Source organism: Kosakonia oryziphila (assembly GCF_900094795.1).
Lineage (GTDB): Bacteria > Pseudomonadota > Gammaproteobacteria > Enterobacterales > Enterobacteriaceae > Kosakonia > Kosakonia oryziphila.
In genome coordinates this window covers 23,513-48,194 of the sequence record NZ_FMBC01000037.1, presented here as the reverse complement: position 1 = coordinate 48,194, position 24,682 = coordinate 23,513, and the positions used below count along the sequence as shown (strand labels likewise).

The following is a 24,682-nucleotide window of genomic DNA, read 5'->3' as shown; positions in this document are numbered from 1 at the left end:
ATGGATAATGGTCCGGAATTTATCTCACTTGCACTGGCTGAATGGGCAGAGCAACATGCAGTAAAACTGGAGTTTATCCAGCCGGGTAAGCCGACGCAGAACGCTTTTATTGAGCGCTTTAACCGAACATACCGTACAGAAATACTCGATTTTTATCTGTTCAGAACGCTGAATGAAGTGCGGGAAATCACGGAAAGATGGGTGTCAGAATATAACTGTGAACGCCCTCATGAATCACTGAACAATATGACGCCGGAGGAGTATCGACAGCACCATTATTTGGCCGGGATCTCAAAAAATGCATGGAACTAAAACGGGTCTATTTACATGGCCAGTTCCTCGTCCCGTTCAGCCAGCTGGCGTTTGAGGCGAGCGATCTCTGCTGCCTGTTCACTTTCTCGCTCAGAGGAGGTTGCCTGGTGTTGTTGTTTGCTGCGCCAGGTATAGAGCTGAGACTCATACAGGCTGAGTTCGCGGGCAGCGGCAGCGATGCCAATACGTTCAGCAAGCTTCAGAGCTTCCTGACGAAATTCGGGAGTGTGCTGCTTACGGGGTTTTTTACTGGCTGTTACTGGTTTTGTCATGTGAGTCACCTCTGGCTGAGAGTTTACTCACTTAGTCGCGTGTCCACTATTGGCGGGTAAGATCATATTTACAGGCTCGTTTATTCGCATCAACTGTGTTTGTGTCATATCAAGAATGGTTCAATCATACAGCCATTCCCCAGCTTCGGCACTATTGACTAACATCCATACATACAAGGGCTTAGTTTCAACTATTTTACCTGTGAATGCAGGATCAAAGTACTCTGATATTTCAAATCCATTCAATTTCACATTCCAATGCTTGAAATAGTAATCAAGGGTGTCCTGTGCATCTTCCCATATAATATTTAACTCGCCTTTAGTAAGCTCAGTGTCTAATGTTATGGGCTGTCTCTCACCAAAAATGTAGTACTTACGCACAGCATGTTGATCAAATATGTAATCGATAATTTCTTGTTCAATACTCATTAGAAATATGTCCACTGGATGCGATCTTTAGGGTCAACGATAGTATTGAAAATGTCGGCAGTATCTTTCGTTATTGCTCTTGCCGTCCAAACAGCCATACCCAATCCTACCCAAGGGATATAACGACCAATGATCGTTCCAACTTTATTAGTTGGGGTAAATCTGAAATTTTTGAAACCGCCAATGGGTGTTGGAATTCGTATACCTACGGGAAGATGCTTATCCCGGAAAATCATACGCGAATACTTAGATGCAACTGAAGTGCCTTCTAATGCCCCCGCAGGTTTTGTTCGCGTCGATACCCACGGCTGACCAGAAATAAGCATTGCCGCCACCGATGCTGTTATGCCTAAATGTTGGCTCATTACATCAACCATAATCAGCATATAGAGTTCATCGGGTTTGAGATTCCAGTACCCCTTATAGAAGTACCCATGTACTTGTTCGACCGTATCCATTCAATATCCCTCTGTCATGGAAGTCACCGCAGTGTAGATCTGCGGCCTGTATATGGTCAATAAGTGAATACCTTAAGTACTATCAACTAAATAGTTGGTTATGGCGTAAAAGCTAAGATTATTTTTGAACTGTTGTCCGTCAGCGCCCCGTCCCAGAATTAGTCAGAATTTTACGATAACGCCAGGATTTGTAGCCAAGTTTTGCTGGCGTTATATACCAGATAAAAGACAGTACAATCAGTAACGTGATCACAAGTGTCAGACTTGTGTCCCTGGATGCAAGTAAAAGAGTCAAAGCCAGTATGATGAAGGCAACAATTGTTATCCACTTCGTTGCCTTAAAACGATTGGCCAGATCATTCACAATTCATGAACGTCTGTATGCTACAGGGCAAAACCAATCCGAATAGGTAAACACCATGACAAATCACTCAGAACCAAAATTAACCATGTACGGCCTTTCTCCTAAAGTATGCGACACCATCAAAAAAGCGCGCCGCTGGCTGGAAGCGAATCAGGTGGAGTATCGCTTTCATGATTACCGTGCTGATGGTCTTGATGCCCAATTATTACGTACATTTATTGATGAACTTGGCTGGGAACCCCTGCTGAATACCCGCGGTACCACCTGGCGTAAGCTGGATGAAAGCCTGCGCGCCACTATTACCAACGCGGATACCGCCGCCACGCTGATGCTCGAAATGCCGTCAATCATCAAACGCCCATTGCTCTGCGCGCCCGGTAAGCCTATGCTGCTGGGTTTCAATGAATCCAGTTATGAGAAGTTTATCAACGAGGTGTAGTTTATGTCGTGCCCGGTTATTGAGCTGACACAGCAGCTTATTCGTCGCCCTTCTCTGAGCCCAAATGATAAAGGTTGCCAGGCGTTAATGATTGAACGTCTGCGTGCCATCGGTTTTACCATTGAGCCGATGAATTTTGGCGACACGCTTAACTTCTGGGCATGGCGAGGCCAGGGAGAGACGCTGGCGTTCGCCGGGCATACCGATGTGGTGCCTGCCGGTGATGCCGGGCGCTGGATCAATCCGCCGTTTGAACCGACTATTCGCGACGGCATGCTATTTGGCCGTGGCGCGGCAGACATGAAAGGTTCGCTGGCCGCGATGGTGGTAGCCGCAGAACGTTTTGTCGCGCAGCACCCACAGCATAAAGGACGCCTTGCCTTTCTGATCACTTCTGACGAAGAAGCCAGCGCCGCCAACGGTACGGTAAAAGTGGTCGAGGCGCTAATGGCGCGCAACGAACGTCTTGATTATTGTCTGGTCGGCGAACCCTCAAGTTCGGAAGTGGTTGGCGACGTGGTAAAAAACGGTCGTCGCGGCTCCCTGACCTGCAACCTGACAATTCACGGTGTGCAAGGCCATGTGGCTTACCCGCATCTGGCCGATAACCCGGTACATCGCGCTGCGCCAATGCTCAACGAACTGGTGGCAATTGAGTGGGATCGCGGCAACGAATACTTCCCGCCGACCAGTATGCAGATTGCCAATATCAAAGCAGGCACCGGCAGCAATAACGTCATTCCTGGCGATCTGTTTGTACAGTTTAACTTCCGCTTCAGCACCGAACTGACCGACGAAATGATTAAAGCGCAGGTACAGGCGTTGCTGGAAAAACATCAACTGCGCTACACCGTGGAGTGGTGGCTTTCCGGGCAACCCTTCCTGACAGGGCGCGGCAAGCTGGTCGATGCGGTGGTTAACGCTATCGAGCACTATAATGAGATCAGGCCGCAACTGTTAACCACAGGCGGCACGTCCGATGGGCGTTTTATCGCGCGTATGGGCGCGCAGGTCGTTGAACTGGGGCCGGTTAACGCGACCATTCATAAAATTAACGAGTGTGTGAATGCAGCGGATTTACAACTGCTTGCCCGCATGTATCAACGCATTATGGAACAACTCATTGCCTGACGGGTCTGGAGGATTGCATGGACTGGCTTGCTAAATATTGGTGGATTCTGGTGCTGGTGTTTTTACTCGGCGTACTGCTGAATGTGATCAAAGATCTTAACCGCGTCGATCACAAAAAATTCCTCGCCAATAAACCTGATCTGCCGCCGCATCGTGATTTCAACGACAAATGGGATGACGATGATAACTGGCCGAACAAGGACCAGCCGAAAAAGTAACCCCCGACAACGCATTCACCCCCTGCCGGGGGTGAGTTCCGCTTTTTAAAGTAGCTCAATAATATCGTCATCGTTCGGCTTACCGCCGCTCAGCGCTTCGTCAAAGTAGTGTTTTGGCACGGTGTAACGCAAATGGTTTAACGCCAGTTCGATACTGCGATCGTCAATCGCATGGCCTAAATCATCGACGATATCCAGCGTCACATCACCACCAAGCTGCAACAGTGCTTCTTGTGCGTTTACCGCCCACGCCATGTCAATCACCCGATCTTCGCCACCATGAATAAGATGGATCGCCTGGGCGCTGACCGCATTTTCCGGCAGGCTGGCGTAACGACCGTTAAAAGCAATCACGCGCGATGCCAGATCCGGCTGCGCCTTCATCCCCTCCAGCGCCATAATTGCCCCCTGTGAGAAACCGATAAGCGCTGTAGCCAGCGGACTCACACCGCTCTGCTGCTGCCAGTAACGCACAATGTCGATAAATTGCGGCATCACCGCATCCACACGCTGCTGGCGATTCTCTTCCGTCACACCATCAACAGAGAACCATTGGCGTCCCGCGCCTGCGGCTTCAATGCCGCCAATGCTGACAATTAGCGCATCGGGGAAGTGCGGAACAAACCAGCTACCAATTTCGCCCATGGAGACCGGATTATCGCCAACACCATGGAACAACAGCAGGAGCTGTTTAGCCGGGGCGAGTGGGCTTTGCACAACAAAATGGTCATGTTTCATGATGGTCTCCTTAATCGTTGAGTGCAGTTTACGCCCGGCAGTAATAATGACCATGCCATTTAACTGAATGAGATAGTTAAAAAAACTGCATTTTCTGCACCCATTCTTTCAGGGTAAGCGTGCGCCGTGCATCAAGCTGTTGCAGCGCCTGCGCAACCTCACTCCGCTGCTGCGCCAGCAACGCTTTGCGCCCGTGAAGCGAAAGGCGCAGGCACACGGTCTGTTCGCTCTCACCATCTGAAATCTGCCCGCGCAACGCCGCCAGGGGTAACGTGCTGTGTTTCAGTAGCCGGGATAAGGCGCCGACGGCCGCAGAGAGCGGACGATGGGCAAAAGCGAACCCGGCCAGCTCCTGCCAGTCCTCTTCATTAAGGGTAGACGCCTGCACGACGGGCAAGGACAACTTTTCCTCACGCCAGGGTGCAAGCCAGGGAAGATCGCGCGCCAGGCGTTGCTGTTCACGTTCCGCCAGCGCTTGGCCTGACGTCGTCAGGGGCAATATTGCCATCGCCGTATAACAGCCACTACTGGCTTCCCGGTGGCAGCCCAGACGTACCAGCACAAACCCGCAATTATCCCAGAAACACCACAGCGCGGGCGTGAAGCCAAAACTGACCGACAGATAATCGCAGCCATCGGCCTGCGCCTGCGCACGGACTATCAGCGCCCGGCCAATGCCTTCACGCTGGCAGCCGGGATGCACGGCGATACGGCTGACGCGCAGCCCACGCAGCGTGGCGGCAAGCGGGTTTCCGCCATGCGCTGCCAGCGATTGCGCCACCAGGTTGCCACGCGGGCGACGAAAACCGGCCCACACCGACTGGCTCAACGCCGGGTTTAATCCGCCCTCTTCCACCAGCCAGAGTGCAGCAACCACGCTCTGCGTCTTTTGTGCCAGCCAGAAATGCTGCCCTAGCGCGTCCATCATGCGTCGCAGATCGAGCGGCGAAGTGCGGTAGTGGGCGCTCGCCAGCAGACGGTATAACGCCGCAGGCCGCGAGGGCGTTTTCTGCCACGCATCTTGCGCCAGCGGCAGGATTGTCACCTCACCTGCGGGTACCTCGCCAATCTGTACATCATCAAACAACAGCAGGTTTTCAATCACCTGCTCCAGCGGACAACCGGATGCCCAGCGCAGCGGCGTGTTCAGGGCGTCAAATTGCAGATGGGGAAACCCGGCGCAGAATTTCAGCAGAAACCCCTGACCGGTGCCTTCATATCCCTGAACCGTAGTGGTGAGCAGAACATACTGAAAGGCCGAGACAAGTATATGTAGCAGAGGGCCGGGTATTGCCGCCGCTTCATCCACTACCAGCCAGCCTGGTTGCCTGCCACTGTGCGCAATCCGCTGCGCCAGCGCATCCGGTGCCATAAAAGCAAAATGTTCTCCGGCGTAAGCCGCCAGCACATCTGTGGCGGCACGCGCAGGTGCAGTTACCGTAGCGGGAGTCGACAGCCGCGCAATGTGCATACCTGCCAGCGCCGATTTCCCTCTTCCGCGCGGCGCAGTGACAACCATTACGCCGGGCGGCATCGCCTGTAATCGTGAGAGGATCCGCGCCTGTTCCTGCGCTGGCGCCCCGCTTGCGGGATGCCAGCCGGCACGCGACACTTCAGGGGGGAAAGAGAATGGTTGCCCTTCACGCCAGATCAGCACCTGGCTGTCAGCCTGTACGGTTCGGCAGAAATGCCCGACAAAAACCGGCACCGGAATGGGATCAAGGGTATCGCTCCAGCGCGCACTGTCTGCATCTGGCTGTTGCGGCCATACGCTGAAGGGCGGCGTAAGCAACACCAGCCAGCTACCGGCGGTTAATGTCCCGGCAAGCGCGGCAAAAGCGGCGACATCAAAACCCATGCGGGCGTCAAACACTGCATGGTGAAACTCGCGTCCCAGCAGTGTCGTTAGCGCGCGCGGCGCGCAGCGCTGCGGCCAGGATGTGGCTTCGCCCACCCACAGCCAGTCTCCGGGAAACTTCTCCCGCAACGTACTGGCCTGTGCTTCACACCAACCGGGCGAGCCGCTGACCACCAGCAAGCGGCGGATGCCCTGCCGCTCCATCTGTGCGCTCAGTTCAGAAAACGGTGACATAGCAGAAGGTCACAGACGCCCGCTGAAGGTGTCACACTGCGCCGGATTGCCGCTGTCCATACCGCGTTTAAACCAGGTGTAACGCTGTGCGGAAGTGCCATGAGTAAAGGTCTCCGGGAATACAGCGCCCTGGCTGCGCTGCTGCAACCGATCGTCGCCTATCGCCTGCGCGGCATTCAACGCCTCTTCCAGATCGCCCGCTTCCAGCACGCCTTGCTGCTGCATACTGTGCCCCCAGACACCCGCATAGCAATCAGCCTGAAGCTCCATGCGCACTGAGAGTTCATTAGCCTCTTTCTGCGTCGCATTCTGTTGCAGGCGGCGAACTTTGGCTTCTGTTCCCAGCACCTTCTGTACGTGGTGCCCCACTTCATGCGCAATAACGTAGCCCTGGGCAAAATCGCCGCCCGCGCCGAGTTTATTTTTCATCTCGTCATAAAAAGAGAGATCAATATAGACCTTGCTGTCTGCCGGGCAGTAGAACGGCCCCATGATCGATTGCCCTGTGCCACAGCCAGTATTGGTATGGTTACGATACATAACCAGTTTAGGTTGCGGATAGTTACGCCCCATCTTTTGGAAAATGTTGCCCCAGGTATCTTCCGTCGAAGCGAAAATCACGCTGGTAAAGTGTGCGGATTCATCTTCCTGCGGGCTGATACTCCGTTGTTGCTGCGGAGCGGTAGTGATCGGCTGCCCGGTGAGCAAGCCCGTCAGATCAACGCCATAATAGCTGGCCACCATCACCACAAACAGCAGGATTAGCCCTCCTTTGCCGCCAGGCAGGCGAAACCCCGGTCCGCGCATTGACGGCCCGCCCGACTCATTGCGCCGGTCCTCTACGTTGCTACTTTCTCGACGCCCTTGCCAGCGCATAACTTACTCCCTATGCCAATGATGGACACTGTATATATGATCGTAGGCGCTCAGGGAAGGATTAGCACGGGAAAAAAGATGTGAAAATCCAGAGGATGCAGACATCCTCTGGCGGTCATGCGGAGTAGATGATTAGTCTAATTTCACGCCCAGACGATGGGCAACGGCTTCATAAGCCTCGATCAGGCCGCCGAGGCTCTGACGGAAACGGTCTTTGTCCATTTTGTCCAGCGTCTCTTTGTCCCACAGACGGCTACCGTCCGGTGAAAACTCATCGCCGAGCACCACTTCACCTTTGAACAGACCGAACTCCAGTTTGAAGTCGACAAGGATCAGGCCAGCATCATCGAACAGTTTTTTCAGCACGTCATTAGCTTTGTAGGTCAGCTCTTTCATACGCGCGAGGTTTTCTTTGTTCACCCAACCGAAGGTTTCACAGTAGGATTCGTTGACCATCGGATCGTGCATTGCGTCGTTTTTCAGAAACATATCGAACAGCGGCGGGTTCAGCTCGATGCCTTCTTCAACGCCCAGACGCTTAACCAGCGATCCAGCCGCACGGTTACGGATCACACACTCAACTGGCACCATATCCAGCTTTTTCACCAGACATTCGGTATCGGAGAGCAATGCTTCCATCTGGGTCGGGATGCCCGCTTCCTGCAATTTACTCATAATGAAATGGTTGAACTTGTTGTTCACCATGCCTTTACGATCGAACTGCTCAATGCGCGCGCCATCCCCTGCTGACGTATCGTTACGGAATTCGAGCACCAACAGATCCGGGTTTTCGGTACTGTATACGGTCTTCGCTTTGCCGCGATACAACTCAGCTTGCTTTTGCATCTTTCTTACTCCAGGTGTGATGATATAGAGACGATTTCGCTATTTTACGCCGACGCACACGTTTGCGTCACCAAAATTAAAAAAGGCCGGAGTTTTCCGGCCTTAGGGATTAATGGTTGAACGCTGACTGGAATGCCGCGACCAACACATCGTTTTGCGACTGCGTCAGAGTATGACCTTTCGGATCGATAAACTGGAGGCTACTGCGGTTGTCCAGATCGCCGACCTGCAACTTATAGTCACCGGCTGAGAGGCCCGGATCGCGAGCGCCCAGAGCCTGCCAACTGCTGTCAGACAGTGGTTTGTAGGTCACAGCAATGCTGCCGGTAGAACGGGTGCTGTCGGTCACTTTCATGCCCACTTTTTCCAGCACGCCCGGCAGACGCTTCCATACGATGTTGAACGGACCACGCACCACCAGCATTGGCAGACCGGTATCATCCGCGCTGCTCTGAACGTCCAGCGAGGTTACGCTGCGTTTTTCAGCGGCGTTCTGCGCGTCAGTTACCGATTTATCCAGGCCGCCGGAGATGACGTTCAGCATTTCAGTGCTGTAACGCTGCAACGATGCCGCGTCAGCCACCGGTTTACCCGACTGCTCCAGGTTCAGCAGCTTAACCACCACCGCTTGCTGATAGCCTTGTGGTTTCACCGAGATTTGATAACGGCCACGATACTGCTGATCTTCATCCAGACGGTTCCAGTCAACCCAGCCGGTGGTCAGGCTCTGCGACGCATCGTCACGTTTGTCGATGCTGTAATTTTTCGCCTGAATGATGCTGACGACCTGCGGCCACAGTGTGCTGTTGCGGCCGTTTTCTACCATCAGCGTTGCGGTATCACCGGTAAACTGGGTACGCGCGCCGCTCACCAACGCCAGCGGTTGTGCTGGCGGGCGGATATCCAGCGCTTTACCGACTGCGCCGCTGCCGTTCGTGACAGGGATGTTGTAATCACCGTTTTGCAGCGGAAGGATCATTCCTGCCGGCGCATGAAGTTCAGCAAGCGGTGTAGCATCCAGATAGGATTCGTCACCGCTAACCTGACGCTTGTAACGTGAATCGGAACTACAGGCGGCGAGCAACATCACAAGTGAAACACCCGCTACCTTCGCCAGGCGCGACTTCTGTACTGAGTAAGCCATCAAATCTCCCTAAACTTTACAGCAGACCGGCATGCTTAAGTGCTGCACGGACAACCTCACGACCATTATCGGTGAGCGGCGTCATCGGCAAACGTAGCGTATCGGTTGCTACAAGCCCCAACTCCTTACATGCCCATTTGACCGGGATCGGATTGGGTTCGACAAATAGTTTGTTGTGTAACGGCATCAGACGCTGGTTGATCACGCGCGCTTCGGAGAAATGCCCCTGGATCGCCAGTTTACACATCTCGGCCATGTCTCGCGCCGCGACGTTAGCGGTCACGGAAATAACGCCGTCGCCGCCGAGCTGCATAAAGTCCAGCGCGCTGGCATCGTCGCCGCTCACCAGAATAAAGTCGTCTGAAACCAGCTCTTTGATCTGATGAACACGTGTTAAGTTCCCGGTCGCTTCTTTAATACCGACAATATTTTTAATTTCCGCCAGGCGACCCACGGTTTCCGGCAGCATATCGCAGCCGGTACGCGACGGCACATTATACAGAATTTGCGGCAGGTCAGTATGTTCGGCGATGGCTTTAAAATGCTGGAACAGACCTTCCTGGGTAGGACGGTTGTAGTACGGCGTGACGGTCAGACAGCCGACAATGCCGATGTTATTAAAGCGCTTCGTCAGACTGATGGCTTCTGCGGTGGCGTTTGCGCCCGTCCCGGCAATAACAGGGATGCGCCCTTCGGCCAGTTCCACGGTCATCATCACCACATCAGCATGTTCTTCGTGGCTTAGTGTGGCGGATTCACCGGTAGTCCCTACCGATACGATCGCCGAGGTTCCGTTGGCGACATGATAATCAATCAGTTTCTTCAGGCTTGAGCGGCAGACTTTACCTTGCGAATCCATCGGCGTGACAAGCGCGACAATACTTCCCGTGAACATGGGCCATCCTCTGTGCTAACAAGATTCTCAATGGTACGTGCGGTGCTGTAAGAAAAGCAAGAGACCTGAGGCTCAGTGGCGGTTGTATGCCGGTTTTTTTTATGCTTTCCTTATGATTACCTCACGTTTGACAGGAAGCACAGGTTTGACAACCTCATCACAACACTTTTTGGTTATCACTGCGCTGGGGGCCGACCGGCCTGGCATTGTGAACACAATCACACGCCACGTCAGTAGCTGCGGCTGTAATATTGAAGACAGTCGCCTGGCGATGCTGGGGGAAGAGTTCACTTTTATTATGCTGCTTTCCGGATCGTGGAATGCCATTACGCTGATTGAATCCACCCTACCGCTGAAAGGTGCAGAGCTGGATTTACTGATCGTCATGAAGCGTACTGACGCCCGTCCACGCCCTGATATGCCCGCCACCGTTTGGGTGCAGGTTGACGTCCCTGATTCACCGCATTTGATTGAGCGCTTTACGGCGCTGTTTGACGCGCACAAAATGAATATTGCCGAGCTGGTTTCGCGCACGCAGCCGGGAAATAAAGATGATGTCCCGCAGCTATTTATTCAGATCACCGCTCATAGCCCGGCTTCACAAGACGCATCAAATATTGAGCAGGCGTTCAAAGCCCTATGTACAGAACTGCACGCGCAAGGCAGTATAAACATCGTTAACTATTCTCAGCATGATGAACAGGATGGAGTTAAGTAATGAATCCACTGAAAGCCGGTGATATTGCACCGAAATTTAGCTTGCCCGATCAAGACGGAGAACAAGTAAATTTGACCGACTTCCAGGGACAGCGTGTTCTGGTCTACTTCTACCCGAAGGCAATGACACCAGGCTGTACTGTCCAGGCCTGCGGCTTGCGCGATAATATGGACGAGTTGAAAAAAGCGGGCGTAGAAGTGCTGGGTATCAGCACGGATAAGCCCGAAAAACTGTCCCGTTTTGCCGAAAAAGAGCTGCTCAATTTTACGCTGCTGTCTGATGAAGACCATCAGGTATGTGAGCAGTTTGGCGTCTGGGGTGAAAAATCCTTTATGGGTAAAACCTACGACGGCATCCACCGTATCAGCTTTCTCGTGGATGCAGACGGCAAAATCGAACATGTGTTTGATGATTTCAAAACCAGCAACCACCACGATATCGTGCTGAACTGGCTGAAAGAAAACGCCTGATTGCGCCTCTTTTTTCCGAGGGCGAATCCCCCTGATCCGCCCTCCTTGTTTCTCTCTTCGCGTCTTATTTGAAGTCGATCACATTTCATTGCCGCGTCTCGACACTTGTGCCGACAGGTTATTTTTCACTCAGCGCTGACCATCACTTTTGTCCATTCCCAAGCACAAAAAAATACACAACCCACTGAAATATAAACTTTTCATATTCTGGCATACCTTGTGCTAAGGCAGGTTCAACGAATTTTGCTTTTATTAACAAGGAGCCGTCATGAACCGCTTTGTGATTGCCGATCCCGAGTGGTGTATAGGATGCAACACCTGCCTTGCTGCGTGTTCGGATGCCCATAAACATCAGGGATTACAACAGCATCCTAGGCTCACACTGGTGCGAACGCAGACGAAAACCGCACCCGTGCTTTGCCGCCACTGCGACGACGCGCCCTGTAAACAGGTGTGTCCGGTCAACGCCATCTCCTTTCAGGATGAGGCGGTTTATCTCAATGAAACCCTGTGTATTGGTTGCAAGCTGTGCGGTCTGGTCTGCCCATTCGGCGCGATCACGCCATCCGGCAGCCGCCCACTAAATATTCCCGCGCGTTACGAACATCATCTGCCGGAAGAGCAATTGCGCGATGTACCCGCCAGCCCGAACACTGACCACCCTTTTTTGCGCTGGAATGCGGGCGTGCAGACCATCGCAGTGAAGTGCGATCTCTGCCACTTCCTGCCGGAAGGGCCATCCTGCGTGCGGGCCTGCCCGACCCACGCCCTGCATCTGGTGACAGATTCCGCCATGCATAAACAGTTAAAAAACCGCAGAGAACTGGCCGCCCTGAGTTCGACAGAGATCAGTTTCGCGGCCGTTTCCCCTTCGTCGGAGCAATGCTAATGGATGCCCTGCAATTATTGATGTGGTCAATCGTGCTGTACGTTGCTGGCGGCGTGGCCTCTCTGTTGCTTTCTCGTCAGCAAATTCTGGCCATCAACGTCGCCGGGATCTCGGCAATGCTCGGCGGATTATTCGGCATTGCCAGTGCGCTGGTCGCACTTGGCAGCGGCGACACACTTACCTGGCAGGCCACAGGGCCGTTTGATTTCGCCCATTTTATGGTGCGGCTGGATAGTCTGAGCGCCTTTATGCTGCTGGTGATTTCCTTGCTGGTGACGCTGTGCGGGCTTTATTCACTGGCCTATGTTCGCGAATACCTCGGCAAAGGGCCGGGGGCGATGGGATTCTTTATGAATCTGTTTATCGCCTCGATGGTCGGGCTGGTAGTGATGGACAATGCCTTCTGGTTCATTGTGCTGTTCGAGATGATGTCGCTGGCCTCGTGGTTTTTGGTTATCACCGACCAGGATGACGAATCGATCCGCGCCGGGATGCTCTACTTCTTTATTGCCCACGCCGGTTCTGTGCTGATCATGGTCGCTTTCTTCCTGATGTGGCGGCAAAGCGGTAGCCTGGATTTCGCCAGCTTCCGCACTCTGTCGCTGTCACCGGGTACCGCTTCTGCGGTCTTCCTGCTCGCCTTCTTCGGGTTTGGCGCCAAAGCGGGGATGTTGCCGCTGCACAGTTGGTTGCCGCGCGCCCACCCGGCAGCGCCGTCCCACGCCTCGGCGTTGATGTCCGGCGTGATGGTGAAAATCGGTATCTTCGGCATTATCAAAGTCGGCATCGACCTGCTCGGCCACAGCGGTATTCCTCTGTGGTGGGGCGTGGTGGTGCTGGCTTTTGGCGCAGTCTCTTCGGTGCTCGGCGTGCTGTATGCGCTGGCCGAGCACGATATCAAACGCCTGCTGGCATGGCACACGGTGGAAAACATCGGCATCATTTTGATGGGCGTCGGCGTCGGCATGGCGGGGATTGCGCTGCACCAGCCAGTGATCGCTGCCGTCGGCCTGCTGGGTGCGCTGTTCCACTTGCTCAATCATGCATTGTTTAAAGGGCTGCTGTTTCTCGGCGCCGGGGCGATTATCTACCGTCTGCATAGCCGCGATATGGAAAAAATGGGCGCGCTGGCGAAACGGATGCCGTGGACAGCGGGCGCATTCCTTGTTGGCTGCCTCGCCATTTCTGCGATGCCGCCGCTCAACGGTTTTATCAGTGAGTGGTACACCTATCAGTCGCTCTTCTCTCTCACGCGCATCGACGCCATCATTCCACGCCTCGCCGGTCCCGTCGCAATAGTGATGCTGGCGATCACCGGGGCGCTGGCCGCGATGTGCTTCGTCAAAGTCTACGGTATTAGTTTCTGCGGTAACCCGCGCAGCGAAAAAGCCGATCAGGCGCGGGAAGTGCCGTGGCCCATGATTGCCGCCATGCTGGTACTGGCGCTGCTCTGCGTTGTGTGCGGCGTTGGCGCCAGTGTCATCGCGCCGCATCTGTTGCAGGTTGCGCTTTCACTTACCGCCACCACGTCTCTTGTCGTCACTCAGGGTGCCACACTGGTTCCCGGCGACGCGCAACAGGCTATGCTGACGCCCTCCACCCTGTTCCTGCTGTTGATTGCCCTGCCGCTGTTGCCCGGCATGTTGTGGTACATCAACCGTCAGACGCGCGGCACATACCGCCGCAGCGGCGATGCCTGGGCCTGCGGCTATGTATGGGAGAAAGGCATGGCGCCTTCAGCAGGCAGCTTTACTCAGCCGCTGCGCGTGATGTTCGGCCCGCTGTATCGCCTGCGTAAACAGCTCGATCCCACTACGCCTCTGCAACAAAGCCTTGGAGGCATTACGCAGATAGCCAGCCGTACCGAACCCTTCTGGGACGATAAAATTATCCGCCCGCTGGTCAGCATGACTCAGCGTATTGCCCGTCTGGTGCAGTACCTGCAAAGCGGGGATTTCCGTCTCTATTGCCTGTATGTGATTGCCGCGCTGGTGATCCTGCTGCTGACGATTGCGCTGTGAGGAGGGAATGACGATGTTAGAACAGACTTCTGCGTGGTCACTGGGGCTGTTTGCGCTTTGCCAGGCAGCCTTGTTGCTGGCGCTGACACCGCTGTTTACCGGTATTTCGCGCCAGATCCGTGCCCGCATACATTCAAGGCGCGGGCCGGGGATATGGCAGGATTACCGTGACCTGCAAAAACTTTTAAAACGCCAGGCGGTCGCGCCCGCCTCTTCCGGGCTGATGTTCCGCGTGATGCCGTGGGTACTGCTCAGCAGCATGTTGCTGGTGGCGATGACATTACCGCTGTTTATCCGCACCTCGCCCTTCGCGGGCGCAGGTGATCTGATCACCCTGATTTATCTTTTTGCGCTGTTCCGCTTTTTCTTTGCCCTTTCCGGCCTTGATACCGGCAGCCCTTTCTCCGGTCTGGGCGCCAGCCGCGAGCTGACGCTGGGGATTTTGGTGGAGCCAATGCTGATCCTCTCATTGTTGGTGCTGGCGCTGCTGGCCGGTTCCACCAATATCAGCGCCATCAGCAACACACTGGCATCAGGCTGGATCTCACCAGTCGCCACTCTGCTGGCATTACTCGCCTGTGGGTTCGCCTGCTTTATTGAGATGGGCAAAATCCCCTTCGACGTTGCAGAAGCCGAACAGGAGTTGCAGGAAGGGCCGCTGACCGAATATTCCGGTGCAGGTCTGGCGCTGGTGAAATGGGGCGTAGGGTTGAAACGGGTGGTGATGGCCGCGCTATTTCTGGCGCTGTTTTTCCCTTTCGGTAATGCCACCAGTCTGAGTATCGGCGCGATGGCACTGTCGCTGGTTATCACGCTTATCAAATTGCTGGTGGTGTTCGTTCTGGCGTCGCTGGTGGAGAACTCGCTGGCGCGCGGACGCTTTTTGCTGACACATCACCTTACCTGGCTCGGCTTCAGTCTGGCTGCGCTGTCGTATGTTCTTTGGTTAACCGGTCTGTAAGGAGCACAGGAAAACAATGGAAACTCTTGCTTTGACGACGCTGCTGCTGCCCTTTATCGGCGCGCTGATCGTCTCACTGGCTCCCCGGCGAACCGCCCCGCAGCTCGCCACGCTGTTTGCTCTGCTGGCGACGGCGGCGACACTGTCGCTGGCGCTCAGTTTCTATACTGCCGGGCGTGAAGCGGTGGATATTCCGCTGCTGGCGGCAGGCCAGATAGCGCTGTTTGGTCTCACGATTGATCGTATCAGCACGCTGATCCTGTTTGTGGTGGTGTTCCTCGGTCTGCTGGTGGCGATCTACTCAACCGGCTATCTGACGCGCGGCAACCGTGAACATCCGCACGATGGCAGCAACCGCTACTATGCCTTTTTGCTGATTTTTATCGGCGCGATGTCCGGGCTGGTACTCTCTTCAACGTTGCTGGGACAACTACTGTTTTTTGAAATTACCGGCGGCTGTTCCTGGGCGCTGATCAGCTATTACCAGAGCGAAAAATCACAGCGTGCGGCCATGAAAGCCCTGCTGATTACCCATGTTGGCTCGCTGGGCCTTTATCTGGCGGCTGCTACGCTGTTCCTCAATACCGGTACCTTTGCCCTGAGCGCCATCAGCCAGTTGCAAGGCACACCAGCCTGGCTAGTGTACGGCGGCATTCTGTTTGCCGCATGGGGGAAATCGGCCCAGTTGCCGTTACAGGCCTGGCTGCCGGATGCCATGGAAGCGCCAACCCCGGTGAGTGCTTACTTACACGCCGCGTCAATGGTGAAAGTTGGCGTCTATATTTTCGCCCGCGCTATCGCCGAAGGCGGCCAGATACCACATGCCATCGGCTGGATCGGTGTGACGATGGCGACGATAACGATGGTCTACGGCTTTTTGATGTACCTGCCGCAAAAAGATATGAAGCGGCTACTGGCATGGTCGACCATTTCGCAACTGGCATGGATCTTCCTCGCGCTGTCGCTCTCCACCTTCGGTTCGCCGCTGGCCTTCAAAGCGGGGATTGTTTACATCTTCAACCATGCTTTCGCCAAGAGCCTGTTCTTCCTCGTCGCCGGTGCGTTGAGCTATAGCTGCGGCACTCGCCTGCTGCCACGTTTGCGCGGGGTAATGCGCACGCTACCGCTGGCAGGTATCGGCTTTTGCGTTGCTGCGCTGGCCATCACTGGCGTTCCGCCGTTTAACGGTTTCTTCAGCAAGTTTCCCCTCTTCGCCGCCGGTTTTGCGCTCTCGGATAGCTACCCGATCCTGCTGCCAGTGATGGTGCTGGCGCTGGTGGAATCGGTCGCCAGCTTCGGCTGGTTTATCTACTGGTTTGGCCGTGTCGTACCGGGCGAAGCGAGTGAAGAGGTGGCGCAGGCCGCACCGTTGCCGTGGGCGATGAAACTGGTGCTGTTCATTCTGATTGTGATGTCGCTGTGCTCAAGCGTGATTGCTGCGGCGTGGCTTGGATAAGGGAGTCGATGATGACGGGAACTTTGCTTGTTAACAATCTGGCGGGGCTGATGATGTTCACCTCGCTGCTGGTCACCTGCGCCAGACGCTACTCCGTCTCTTGCTGGTTGTATGCCCTGCAATCACTAGTGCTGGTCTCTATCTTTTTCACGCTATCGCAGTTGCTGGATGCAAAACAATTGCTGATGTGGTCGTTCAGCGCCTTCTTTACCAAGGTACTGCTGGTGCCGCTGATTATGAGCTATGCGTTTCGCAAGATGGCGCCAGATGGCACAGGGGAACGGCTGTTTGGCCCGGCGACGCTGGTGCTGATGGCCGCCGCCATTGTGCTGCTGTGCTGGTTTGTCGTCCGACCGGTGCAACTGCCGATGGTCGCCCAGCTTAAACCGGCACTCGCCGTCGCCCTCGGTCACTTCCTGCTGGGTCTGCTGTGCATCATCAGCCAGCGCAATATCTTGCGCCAGGTGTTCGGTTACTGCCTGATGGAAAACGGCTCGCATCTGGTGCTGGCGCTACTCGCCTGGCGCGCGCCAGAACTGGTTGAGATCGGTATCGCGACAGATGCCATTTTCGCCGTGATTGTGATGGCGTTGCTGGCAAGGAAAATCTGGCGCACCCACGGCACGCTGGATGTTAACAACCTTACGGCGCTGAAGGGGTAATACCATGAGTCATGCATTGATGTTCACGCTGTTGCTGTTGACGCCGTTGGCTGTCTCTGCGCTCTGTTTTGCCTGCCGGTTGAGCGGGAATGCGGCGCGGACGCTGGTCACGGTGGTGCACTCACTGGGCATTACGTTGTTATTGATTGTCGCATTGTGGACGGTAGCAGAAGCGGTGCAGGCAGGAGAAATTTTCGGCGCGCACCGCTGGCTGCACATTGATAGCCTCAGCGGTTTATTTTTGTCGCTGCTGGGGATTATCGGTTTTCTCACCGGGCTGTATTCAATTGGCTATATGCACCATGAAGTTGATCACGGGGAAATCAGCGTATCCACGCTCTGTTACTACTACGGTTTCTTTCATCTGTTCCTGTTCACCATGTTACTGGTCGTCACCAGCAACAACCTGATTGTGATGTGGGCGGCCATTGAAGCCACCACCCTAAGCTCGGCATTTCTGGTGGGTATTTACGGTCAGCGATCCTCGCTGGAAGCGGCGTGGAAATACATCATCATCTGTACCGTTGGTGTGGCGTTTGGTCTGTTCGGCACCGTGCTGGTATACGCCAATGCCGCCAGCTTTATGGCTGAGCCGGATCACGCTATTTTCTGGACGGAAGTGCTGAAAGAGAGCAGCAAACTCGATCCGACATTAATGGTACTGGCTTTTGTCTTTGTGCTGATCGGTTTTGGGACGAAAACCGGCCTCTTCCCGATGCACGCCTGGCTGCCAGATGCGCACAGTGAAGCTCCCAGCCCGGTGAGCGCCCTGCTCTCAGCGGTGCTGCTCAACTGCGCGCTGCTGGTATTGATTCGTTACTACATCATTATTTGTCACGCCATTGGCGACAGCTTCCCGAATACGCTACTGCTGGTGTTCGGCATGTTGTCGGTTGGTGTTGCCGCCTTCTTCATCCTGGTACAGCAGGATATGAAACGCCTGCTGGCCTACTCCAGCGTAGAAAATATGGGGCTGGTGGCGGTGGCGCTCGGTATCGGTGGGCCACTCGGCATCTTCGCCGCGCTGCTGCATACCCTGAATCACAGCCTTGCCAAAACGCTGCTGTTCTGCGGCTCCGGCAATGTGTTGCTGAAGTACGGCACCCGTAATATGGATGTGGTGTGCGGCATGTTGAAAGTAATGCCGCTGAGCGCCGTGCTGCTTGGCGGCGGTGCACTGGCGCTCGGCGGTATGCCGCCATTCAACATCTTCCTCAGTGAATTTATGACTGTCACCGCCGGGCTGGCGGCTGAGCACCTGGTCGTAACCCTGGTGCTGCTGTTGCTGCTGACGCTGGTACTTGGCGGACTGGTGCGCATGGTCGCCAAAGTGCTGTTCGCCACACCGCCGCAGCAAGTTGCCAGCGGCGAACTGGGCTGGCTGACCACCGTTCCGATGGTGTTGTTACTGGTGATGATGCTAGTGATGGGCACCCATATTCCGCAGCCGGTCAGCCGTTTGCTGGCCGGTGCCTCGAGCATCGTGCTGTCCGGCGACGATGCGCGCCCCACCCGGCTAAGCTGGCTGTGGGCCACATTTGAGACTACCGCCGCGTCGGCAACACCATCGCACGTCCAGGGAGAGTGAAAGTGAGTTATTTAGCAAGCGTGAACCACCAGCAGCCGCGCGGCGATGCCTGCCTTGCGGCGTTGAAAATGCAGTTTCCCGGCGCGGTGCTGGAAGAAGAACGTCAGACCTTCGAACAAGTCACCATTACGGTGAAAATCAATCTGTTGCCGGAAATTGTTCACTATCTCTATTACCAGCATGACGGCTGGTTACCGGTACTGTTTGGCAACGACGAACGCAGCCTCAACGGCCATTATGCGGTCTATTACGCGCTGTCGATGGAAGGGTCGGAAAAGTGCTGGATTGTGGTGAAAGCACTGGTTGATGCCAATACGCGGGAATTTCCGTCGGTGACGCCACGCGTGCCTGCGGCCGTGTGGGGCGAACGAGAGATCCGCGATATGTATGGGCTGATCCCGGTCGGCTTGCCGGATCAACGTCGTCTGGTATTACCGGACGACTGGCCGGACGATCTGCATCCGCTGCGTAAAGATACGATGGATTATCGCCTGCGCCCGGAGCCGACCAGCGACACGGAGAATTACACCTTTATCAATGATGGCGGCAATTCTGCACGTATCGTGCCGATTGGCCCGCTGCATATCACTTCTGACGAACCAGGTCACTTCCGTCTGTTTGTCGATGGTGAACGGATTGTCGACGCCGATTACCGTCTGTTCTATGTACATCGTGGCATGGAGAAACTGGCGGAAACCCGCATGGGCTATAACGAAGTCACCTTCCTTTCAGATCGGGTCTGCGGTATTTGCGGTTTTGCCCACAGCGTCGCCTACACCACGTCAGTGGAAAACGCGCTGGGAATTGTGGTGCCACAGCGTGCGCACACTATTCGCTCGGTATTACTGGAAGTGGAGCGGCTGCACAGCCATCTGCTTAACATTGGTCTTTCCAGCCACTTTGTCGGTTTCGACACCGGTTTTATGCAGTTTTTCCGTATTCGTGAGAAGTCGATGACCATGGCGGAGCTGCTGACCGGCTCACGCAAAACCTACGGTCTGAACCTGATTGGCGGTATCCGCCGCGACATCCTGAAAGAGCAACGCGTGAAGACTATCCAACTGGTAAAAGAGATGCGTGCCGAAGTGACGCAACTGGTGGAGATGCTGCTCTCGACGCCGAACATGGCGCAGCGCACCCAGGGTGTCGGCATTCTTGACCGCCAGGTCGCGCGCGATTTCAGCCCTGTGGGGCCGCTGATTCGCGGCAGCGGTTTCGCCCGCGATCTGCGCTTCGATCACCCTTACGCCGACTATGGCAATCTGCCGAAAACCCTGTTTACCTGGCCGGGTGGCGACGTCTTCTCGCGCCTGATGGTGCGGGTAAAAGAGGTGTTTGATTCGCTGGCGATGATTGAGTTTGCCCTCGATAACCTGCCGGATACGCCGTTGCTGACCGAAGGCTTCAGCTATCAGCCGCATAAATTCGCTCTCGGTTATGTTGAAGCGCCGCGCGGGGAAGATGTGCACTGGAGCATGCTCGGCGACAATCAGAAGCTCTACCGCTGGCGCTGCCGTGCAGCCACCTATGCCAACTGGCCGGTGCTGCGCTATATGCTGCGCGGCAACACCGTCTCCGACGCGCCGCTGATTATCGGTAGCCTCGATCCCTGTTACTCGTGTACAGACCGCGTCACGCTGGTTGATGTGCGTAAACGTAAATCGACGACCGTGCCCTATAAAGAGATCGAACGTTACGGCATTGAACGTCGTCACTCGCCGCTGAAGTAAGGAAAGAAACGATGCTGAAATTGTTGAAGACCATTCTCAGGGCGGGCGAACCCACGGTGAAATACCCGTTTGCGCCGCTGGAGGTGTGCCCCGGTTTTCGCGGTAAACCCGAACTGGATCCGTTGCAATGCATTGCCTGCGGCGCCTGCACCACCGCCTGCCCGGCGAATGCGCTGACCATGGAGACCACGCCAGAGGAAAACCGCCGTGTCTGGCAGTTATTTATTGGCCGCTGTATTTACTGCGGTCGTTGCGAAGAGGTGTGTCCGACGCGGGCGATCCGCTTGTCAGAAGAGTTTGAACTGGCAGTCACCCGCAAAGCCGATTTGTATGTGCGCGCGACATTTCGTCTGCAACACTGCACCGAATGCGGCGTCCCCTTCGCCCCGGAAAAATCGGTCGCACTGGCGGTTGAATTGCTGGCGCTCAGCCAGAACACTCCGGAACTGGTCGACTCCCTGCGCGCGCAAGCGTGCATCTGTCCGGCCTGCCGGCGTCGCGCCGCACTGGAACACCACAACAGTACCAACATTCATTACTATCTTGAGGAGCAAGCATGAGTTCCGACCTGAAGATATTGTCGCAGCATGTCAGCCAGCCAGTGCCGCTTGATGAGTCAGCGCAAAAAATCAAACAGCTTCTGCTGCGTGATATCCAGCGTTCCGCTTATGTTTACCGCGTGGACTGTGGCGGCTGCAACGGCTGTGAAATCGAGATTTTCGCTGCCATTACGCCGCTGTTCGACGCCGAGCGCTTTGGCATCAAAGTGGTGGCTTCGCCACGTCACGCCGATATTTTGCTGTTTACCGGTGCAGTGACTCGCGCAATGCGTATGCCCGCCTTACGCGCCTGGGATGCCGCGCCCGATCATAAAATTGCTATCTCTTATGGCGCATGCGGCGTCGGCGGCGGGATTTTCCACGATCTTTACTGTGTGTGGGGCGGCAGCGATACCATTGTGCCGATTGATGTCTGGATCCCTGGTTGTCCGCCGACACCTGCGGCCACCATTCATGGTTTCGCGGTAGCGCTGGGCCTGCTGGAGCAGAAACTGCACGCGGTTGACCATCTCCAGACACCTGACGAAACAGCCCGCGTCAACTGGCCTGCGCTGCCGCTGGCGCTGCGCGTTACTCTTGAGCGCCAGGCGCGTCAACTGGCAGGTTATCGCCAAGGGCGCGAAATCGTCGATCATCTTTTTGCTTTGCTAAGTGAAGGTGAGATCAGCCAGCGTGTATCACGAGTGAATGCCTGGCTGCAACAGGCCGCAGATCCCCGGCTGACGGTGATCGTACAGCAATTAATGAATGAGCTGGAGCGCCACCATGCCTGAGCAGAACTCGCAAGTGATGTTCTGGACGCTGAGACAAAAGTTTGTTGATGACAGCGTTGAACTGGAGGAGAAAAGCCGCCAGGTGATGTACTACTCGCTGGCTATTGGTCATCACGTTGGGGTGATCGATTGCCTCAACGTCGCGCTGAGCTGCCCGCTGGACGTCTATCAACAGTGGCTGCCGCTGATGGAAGACGCCGACGCGCGGCGCAAAATGCAGGGCCTGCTTACCTTCGGCGAAATCGTTATCGATGCCAGTCATGTCAATCTGCTGGCGCCCGATTTCGCCCGGCTGGCCCAAACGGCGACGGAACCCTGGCGCGGCTGGAGCCGCCAACTATTACAACACTTACAGGATATGGCCCACGAACCGGCACTCTATTTAATGGTACGACGGGTGGATTAATTTCATTCACCTGTTTATACGTGAAGCCTGTAACATTACAGATGAGAGGGGTATTGTACTCTTGTGCTGGTTTTTACGTCCGACGACATAACAACAGTGAAAACCGGTTAACTGGTGAGAAAACTGCGTTTATTTGCATGCTTTTTAGCAGGTCATTCAGGTTGCAGTCAGGGGAAAGCGAGGCGAATCTGGCATCAGCCAATCACTGAGATATGCAAGGAAAGGCAACGCACCTGCGGCTTAAATGACGCTCGCAAAATCTGGAAGGGCGACGTATCCATGATCTTACAGCAGTTGCTGGAACAGAATGATAAGGCTTCACTTCTTCAGGCGTTTATCCCTCTGCCCCCTCCCTTCAGCCCCGTGCAGTTTATTGAGTTACGTCTCAATAACGCCCCTTTCTGGCGCTGTTTTGATGACGGCAGCGCGGCGTTTTGCACGACCGAATACGGCGGCACAATCAGCGACAGCTCGCTGCATGTGGTGCTGCTGGAAGGCAGCGATGTGGCGGAACTGCGCTTTGTGCGCACCGACAGCGGCACTTTCAGCCCGCAAGAGAATGCGCTGTTTGCCTGGCTGACGCGGCTGGCGACGCAGGCGCTGGAAGAGATGTTGGTGAGCGAAAAACTCCGCCAGTCGGTAACGGCCTTGAGTGAAGAACGCGATCACCATCGGGTGCTGGTGGATATCACTAACTCGGTGTTGTCGCACCTCGATCTTGACGATCTGGTGGCAGATGTTTCGCAGGAGATCCACCGTTTTTTCGGCATCGATAATATTCGCATGGTGCTGCGCGATACGCTGCATTCAAACCAGTTGATCTGCCATGTCTCCCATTTTCCCGGTTGCCCGCCAGAGACGGAGCGATTCCCGCTACGCAGTGAAAGCCCGGTGTTGCTGGCCGCGCTGAACGAGCATCGCAGCGCGCTGCTCCAGCAGGATCAGGATACGGCGCTGTGGCACACCGATGCGCTGCTCAATCAACTGGCGCTGCAAGGGCTGAACACGGTGTTTATTTTGCCGCTGGCTTACAGTCACCAGTCAACGGGCGTGTTGCTACTGGCGCACCATGAGGCATCCGTTTTCACCGAACAAAATTGTCGATTGCTACAGCAGATCGCCGACAGAATTGGTATCGCCGTCGATAATGCCGACGCGTACCGCAAAGTTATCCACCTGAAAGAGAATCTGAACAGCGAAAACCGCCAGCTCAACGAGCAGATCGCCTCCAGCCAGAGTTTCGGCGACATTATTTACCAGAGCGATGCGATGCGTGACGTGCTCCAGCAGGTCAATATTGTCGCCCTGAGCGACAGTACGGTGCTGATCCTCGGCGAAACTGGCACCGGGAAAGAGATCATCGCCCGCGCATTGCATCAGATGAGCCCGCGTAAAGATAAACCGCTGGTAAAAATCAACTGTGCCGCGATCCCCTCCAGCCTGCTGGAAAGCGAACTGTTTGGTCACGATAAAGGTGCCTTTACCGGCGCGATTAACACCCATCGCGGACGCTTTGAAATGGCCGATGAGGGCACGCTGTTCCTCGATGAGATCGGCGATATGCCGCTTGAACTGCAACCCAAGCTGCTGCGCGTATTGCAGGAACGCGAGATTGAACGTATCGGCGGCAACCGGACTATTCCGGTGAATGTGCGGGTGATCGCCGCCACTAACCGCGATCTGCGCCAGATGGTGATCGACCGCGAGTTTCGCAACGATCTCTTTTATCGCCTGAATGTCTTCCCGCTGGTGCTGCCGCCGCTACGCGAGCGCCCGGATGATATTCCGCTGCTGACACGCCATTTCACGCAGAAACTGGCACGTCGACTAAACCGCACCATTGATACTATCCCGGCTGATACTCTCCGCCAGTTAATGCGCTACGAATGGCCCGGCAATGTACGTGAGCTGGAGAACGTGATTGAGCGTGCGGTGCTGCTCTCCCGCGATAACACGTTGAATCTGCACCTGAATACCCCGCCAGTCAGCATGGTGCAGCCAGTGGTTCACGATCCTTTCCCCTTCCCGCTGCCGAAAGTGGCAGAGATGATGCACCCCGAACCGCCGGAAAATGACGAAGAGGAGCGGGCGCGTATCATTCAGGTACTGCGCGAAACCAACGGCATCGTTGCCGGCCCTCGCGGCGCGGCCGCGCGGCTTGGCATGAAGCGCACCACGCTGTTATCGCGCATGCAGCGCCTTGGTATTGCGGTACGCGAAGTGCTGTGATCATT

General features: G+C 55.3%; 25 protein-coding genes and 1 pseudogene. 17 read left to right on the top strand and 9 right to left on the bottom strand.

Annotated features, from left to right (window positions below):
- On the top strand, positions 1–312 hold a 312-nt coding region (locus tag GA0061070_RS17150; protein WP_139109781.1), incomplete at its 5' end, for an integrase core domain-containing protein.
- Positions 313–326: 14 nt separating this feature from the next.
- Here the strand turns inward: GA0061070_RS17150 and GA0061070_RS17145 are convergent.
- The 3 genes and pseudogenes from GA0061070_RS17145 to GA0061070_RS17135 form a co-directional block, all read right to left on the bottom strand.
- Positions 327–584 (bottom strand): annotated as a pseudogene (locus GA0061070_RS17145) (transposase); the annotation flags it as partial.
- A gap of 120 nt (positions 585–704) precedes the next feature.
- A complete protein-coding gene (locus GA0061070_RS17140; RefSeq protein ID WP_090137239.1) occupies positions 705–1,013 on the bottom strand; it encodes a DUF1493 family protein in 309 nt (102 codons plus the stop codon).
- Complete coding sequence (locus tag GA0061070_RS17135; RefSeq protein WP_167353588.1) at positions 1,013–1,471, bottom strand: STM2901 family protein; 459 nt, start codon at positions 1,469–1,471, stop codon at positions 1,013–1,015. The genes GA0061070_RS17140 and GA0061070_RS17135 overlap by 1 nt, the downstream gene beginning before the upstream one ends.
- Before the next feature lie 419 nt (positions 1,472–1,890).
- Here GA0061070_RS17135 and GA0061070_RS17125 point away from each other — a divergent pair, with 419 nt between their 5' ends.
- The 3 genes from GA0061070_RS17125 to GA0061070_RS17115 are packed head-to-tail and all read left to right on the top strand — an operon-like array spanning position 1,891 to position 3,623.
- Positions 1,891–2,274, top strand: a complete 384-nt coding sequence (locus GA0061070_RS17125) for an ArsC family reductase (protein ID WP_090137238.1) — start codon at positions 1,891–1,893, stop codon at positions 2,272–2,274.
- A 3-nt stretch (positions 2,275–2,277) separates the two neighbouring features.
- Positions 2,278–3,405 (top strand): succinyl-diaminopimelate desuccinylase, encoded by a 1,128-nt coding sequence (dapE, locus tag GA0061070_RS17120; protein WP_090137237.1) that lies wholly within the window; start codon positions 2,278–2,280, stop codon positions 3,403–3,405.
- Between the two features lie 17 nt (positions 3,406–3,422).
- Positions 3,423–3,623: a YpfN family protein gene (locus GA0061070_RS17115; RefSeq protein ID WP_090137236.1), complete on the top strand. Its 201-nt coding sequence runs from the start codon at positions 3,423–3,425 to the stop codon at positions 3,621–3,623.
- A 45-nt stretch (positions 3,624–3,668) separates the two neighbouring features.
- Here GA0061070_RS17115 and ypfH read toward each other — a convergent pair whose 3' ends face one another.
- The 6 genes from ypfH to dapA all read right to left on the bottom strand — a co-directional run bounded on the left by ypfH (position 3,669) and on the right by dapA (position 10,214).
- Positions 3,669–4,361, bottom strand: a complete 693-nt coding sequence (ypfH, locus tag GA0061070_RS17110; RefSeq protein ID WP_090137235.1) for an esterase — start codon at positions 4,359–4,361, stop codon at positions 3,669–3,671.
- Positions 4,362–4,437: 76 nt separating this feature from the next.
- Positions 4,438–6,453 carry a tRNA(Met) cytidine acetyltransferase TmcA gene (locus GA0061070_RS17105; protein WP_090137234.1) on the bottom strand — a complete coding sequence of 672 codons (2,016 nt, stop codon included), beginning with the start codon at positions 6,451–6,453 and terminating at the stop codon, positions 4,438–4,440.
- 9 nt (positions 6,454–6,462) lie between these two features.
- A complete protein-coding gene (gene ypfJ, locus GA0061070_RS17100; protein WP_090137233.1) occupies positions 6,463–7,329 on the bottom strand; it encodes a KPN_02809 family neutral zinc metallopeptidase in 867 nt (288 codons plus the stop codon).
- Between the two features lie 132 nt (positions 7,330–7,461).
- Positions 7,462–8,175, bottom strand: coding sequence for a phosphoribosylaminoimidazolesuccinocarboxamide synthase (gene purC, locus GA0061070_RS17095; RefSeq protein WP_090137232.1), 714 nt, complete (start codon positions 8,173–8,175; stop codon positions 7,462–7,464).
- 109 nt (positions 8,176–8,284) lie between these two features.
- Positions 8,285–9,319 (bottom strand): outer membrane protein assembly factor BamC, encoded by a 1,035-nt coding sequence (bamC, locus tag GA0061070_RS17090; RefSeq protein WP_090137231.1) that lies wholly within the window; start codon positions 9,317–9,319, stop codon positions 8,285–8,287.
- A gap of 16 nt (positions 9,320–9,335) precedes the next feature.
- Positions 9,336–10,214 carry a 4-hydroxy-tetrahydrodipicolinate synthase gene (gene dapA / locus GA0061070_RS17085; protein WP_090137230.1) on the bottom strand — a complete coding sequence of 293 codons (879 nt, stop codon included), beginning with the start codon at positions 10,212–10,214 and terminating at the stop codon, positions 9,336–9,338.
- Positions 10,215–10,359: 145 nt separating this feature from the next.
- On the opposite strand from dapA, the gene GA0061070_RS17080 reads away from it, so the two are divergent.
- The 13 genes from GA0061070_RS17080 (at position 10,360) to GA0061070_RS17020 (ending at position 24,677) form a co-directional block, all read left to right on the top strand.
- A complete protein-coding gene (locus GA0061070_RS17080) occupies positions 10,360–10,932 on the top strand; it encodes a glycine cleavage system transcriptional repressor (RefSeq protein WP_208598184.1) in 573 nt (190 codons plus the stop codon).
- On the top strand, positions 10,932–11,402 hold the full coding sequence (gene bcp / locus GA0061070_RS17075; RefSeq protein ID WP_007370874.1) for a thioredoxin-dependent thiol peroxidase: 471 nt from the start codon (positions 10,932–10,934) through the stop codon (positions 11,400–11,402). The genes GA0061070_RS17080 and bcp overlap by 1 nt, the downstream gene beginning before the upstream one ends.
- A gap of 268 nt (positions 11,403–11,670) precedes the next feature.
- Positions 11,671–12,291: a 4Fe-4S dicluster domain-containing protein gene (locus GA0061070_RS17070; RefSeq protein WP_090137229.1), complete on the top strand. Its 621-nt coding sequence runs from the start codon at positions 11,671–11,673 to the stop codon at positions 12,289–12,291.
- Positions 12,291–14,312 (top strand): hydrogenase 4 subunit B, encoded by a 2,022-nt coding sequence (gene hyfB, locus GA0061070_RS17065; protein WP_090137228.1) that lies wholly within the window; start codon positions 12,291–12,293, stop codon positions 14,310–14,312. Before GA0061070_RS17070 ends, hyfB begins: the two co-directional genes overlap by 1 nt.
- Before the next feature lie 13 nt (positions 14,313–14,325).
- The gene (locus tag GA0061070_RS17060) at positions 14,326–15,273 is read left to right on the top strand and encodes a respiratory chain complex I subunit 1 family protein (RefSeq protein ID WP_090137227.1); all 948 of its coding nucleotides are present in this window, start codon (positions 14,326–14,328) and stop codon (positions 15,271–15,273) included.
- A gap of 16 nt (positions 15,274–15,289) precedes the next feature.
- On the top strand, positions 15,290–16,729 hold the full coding sequence (locus tag GA0061070_RS17055; protein WP_090137226.1) for a hydrogenase 4 subunit D: 1,440 nt from the start codon (positions 15,290–15,292) through the stop codon (positions 16,727–16,729).
- 11 nt (positions 16,730–16,740) lie between these two features.
- Entirely contained in the window at positions 16,741–17,391 is a 651-nt protein-coding gene (gene hyfE / locus GA0061070_RS17050) for a hydrogenase 4 membrane subunit (protein WP_090137225.1), read from the top strand.
- Positions 17,392–17,395: 4 nt separating this feature from the next.
- On the top strand, positions 17,396–18,979 hold the full coding sequence (gene hyfF, locus GA0061070_RS17045; protein ID WP_090137224.1) for a hydrogenase 4 subunit F: 1,584 nt from the start codon (positions 17,396–17,398) through the stop codon (positions 18,977–18,979).
- A 68-nt stretch (positions 18,980–19,047) separates the two neighbouring features.
- Complete coding sequence (locus GA0061070_RS17040) at positions 19,048–20,709, top strand: hydrogenase large subunit (protein ID WP_090137242.1); 1,662 nt, start codon at positions 19,048–19,050, stop codon at positions 20,707–20,709.
- An 11-nt stretch (positions 20,710–20,720) separates the two neighbouring features.
- Positions 20,721–21,269: a hydrogenase 4 subunit H gene (gene hyfH, locus GA0061070_RS17035; RefSeq protein ID WP_090137223.1), complete on the top strand. Its 549-nt coding sequence runs from the start codon at positions 20,721–20,723 to the stop codon at positions 21,267–21,269.
- On the top strand, positions 21,266–22,042 hold the full coding sequence (locus GA0061070_RS17030) for an NADH-quinone oxidoreductase subunit B family protein (protein ID WP_090137222.1): 777 nt from the start codon (positions 21,266–21,268) through the stop codon (positions 22,040–22,042). The genes hyfH and GA0061070_RS17030 overlap by 4 nt, the downstream gene beginning before the upstream one ends.
- The gene (locus GA0061070_RS17025) at positions 22,035–22,448 is read left to right on the top strand and encodes a formate hydrogenlyase maturation HycH family protein (protein WP_090137221.1); all 414 of its coding nucleotides are present in this window, start codon (positions 22,035–22,037) and stop codon (positions 22,446–22,448) included. The genes GA0061070_RS17030 and GA0061070_RS17025 overlap by 8 nt, the downstream gene beginning before the upstream one ends.
- Positions 22,449–22,727: 279 nt before the next feature.
- On the top strand, positions 22,728–24,677 hold the full coding sequence (locus tag GA0061070_RS17020) for a sigma 54-interacting transcriptional regulator (RefSeq protein ID WP_090137220.1): 1,950 nt from the start codon (positions 22,728–22,730) through the stop codon (positions 24,675–24,677).
- The last annotated feature ends 5 nt before the right edge of the window (positions 24,678–24,682 follow it).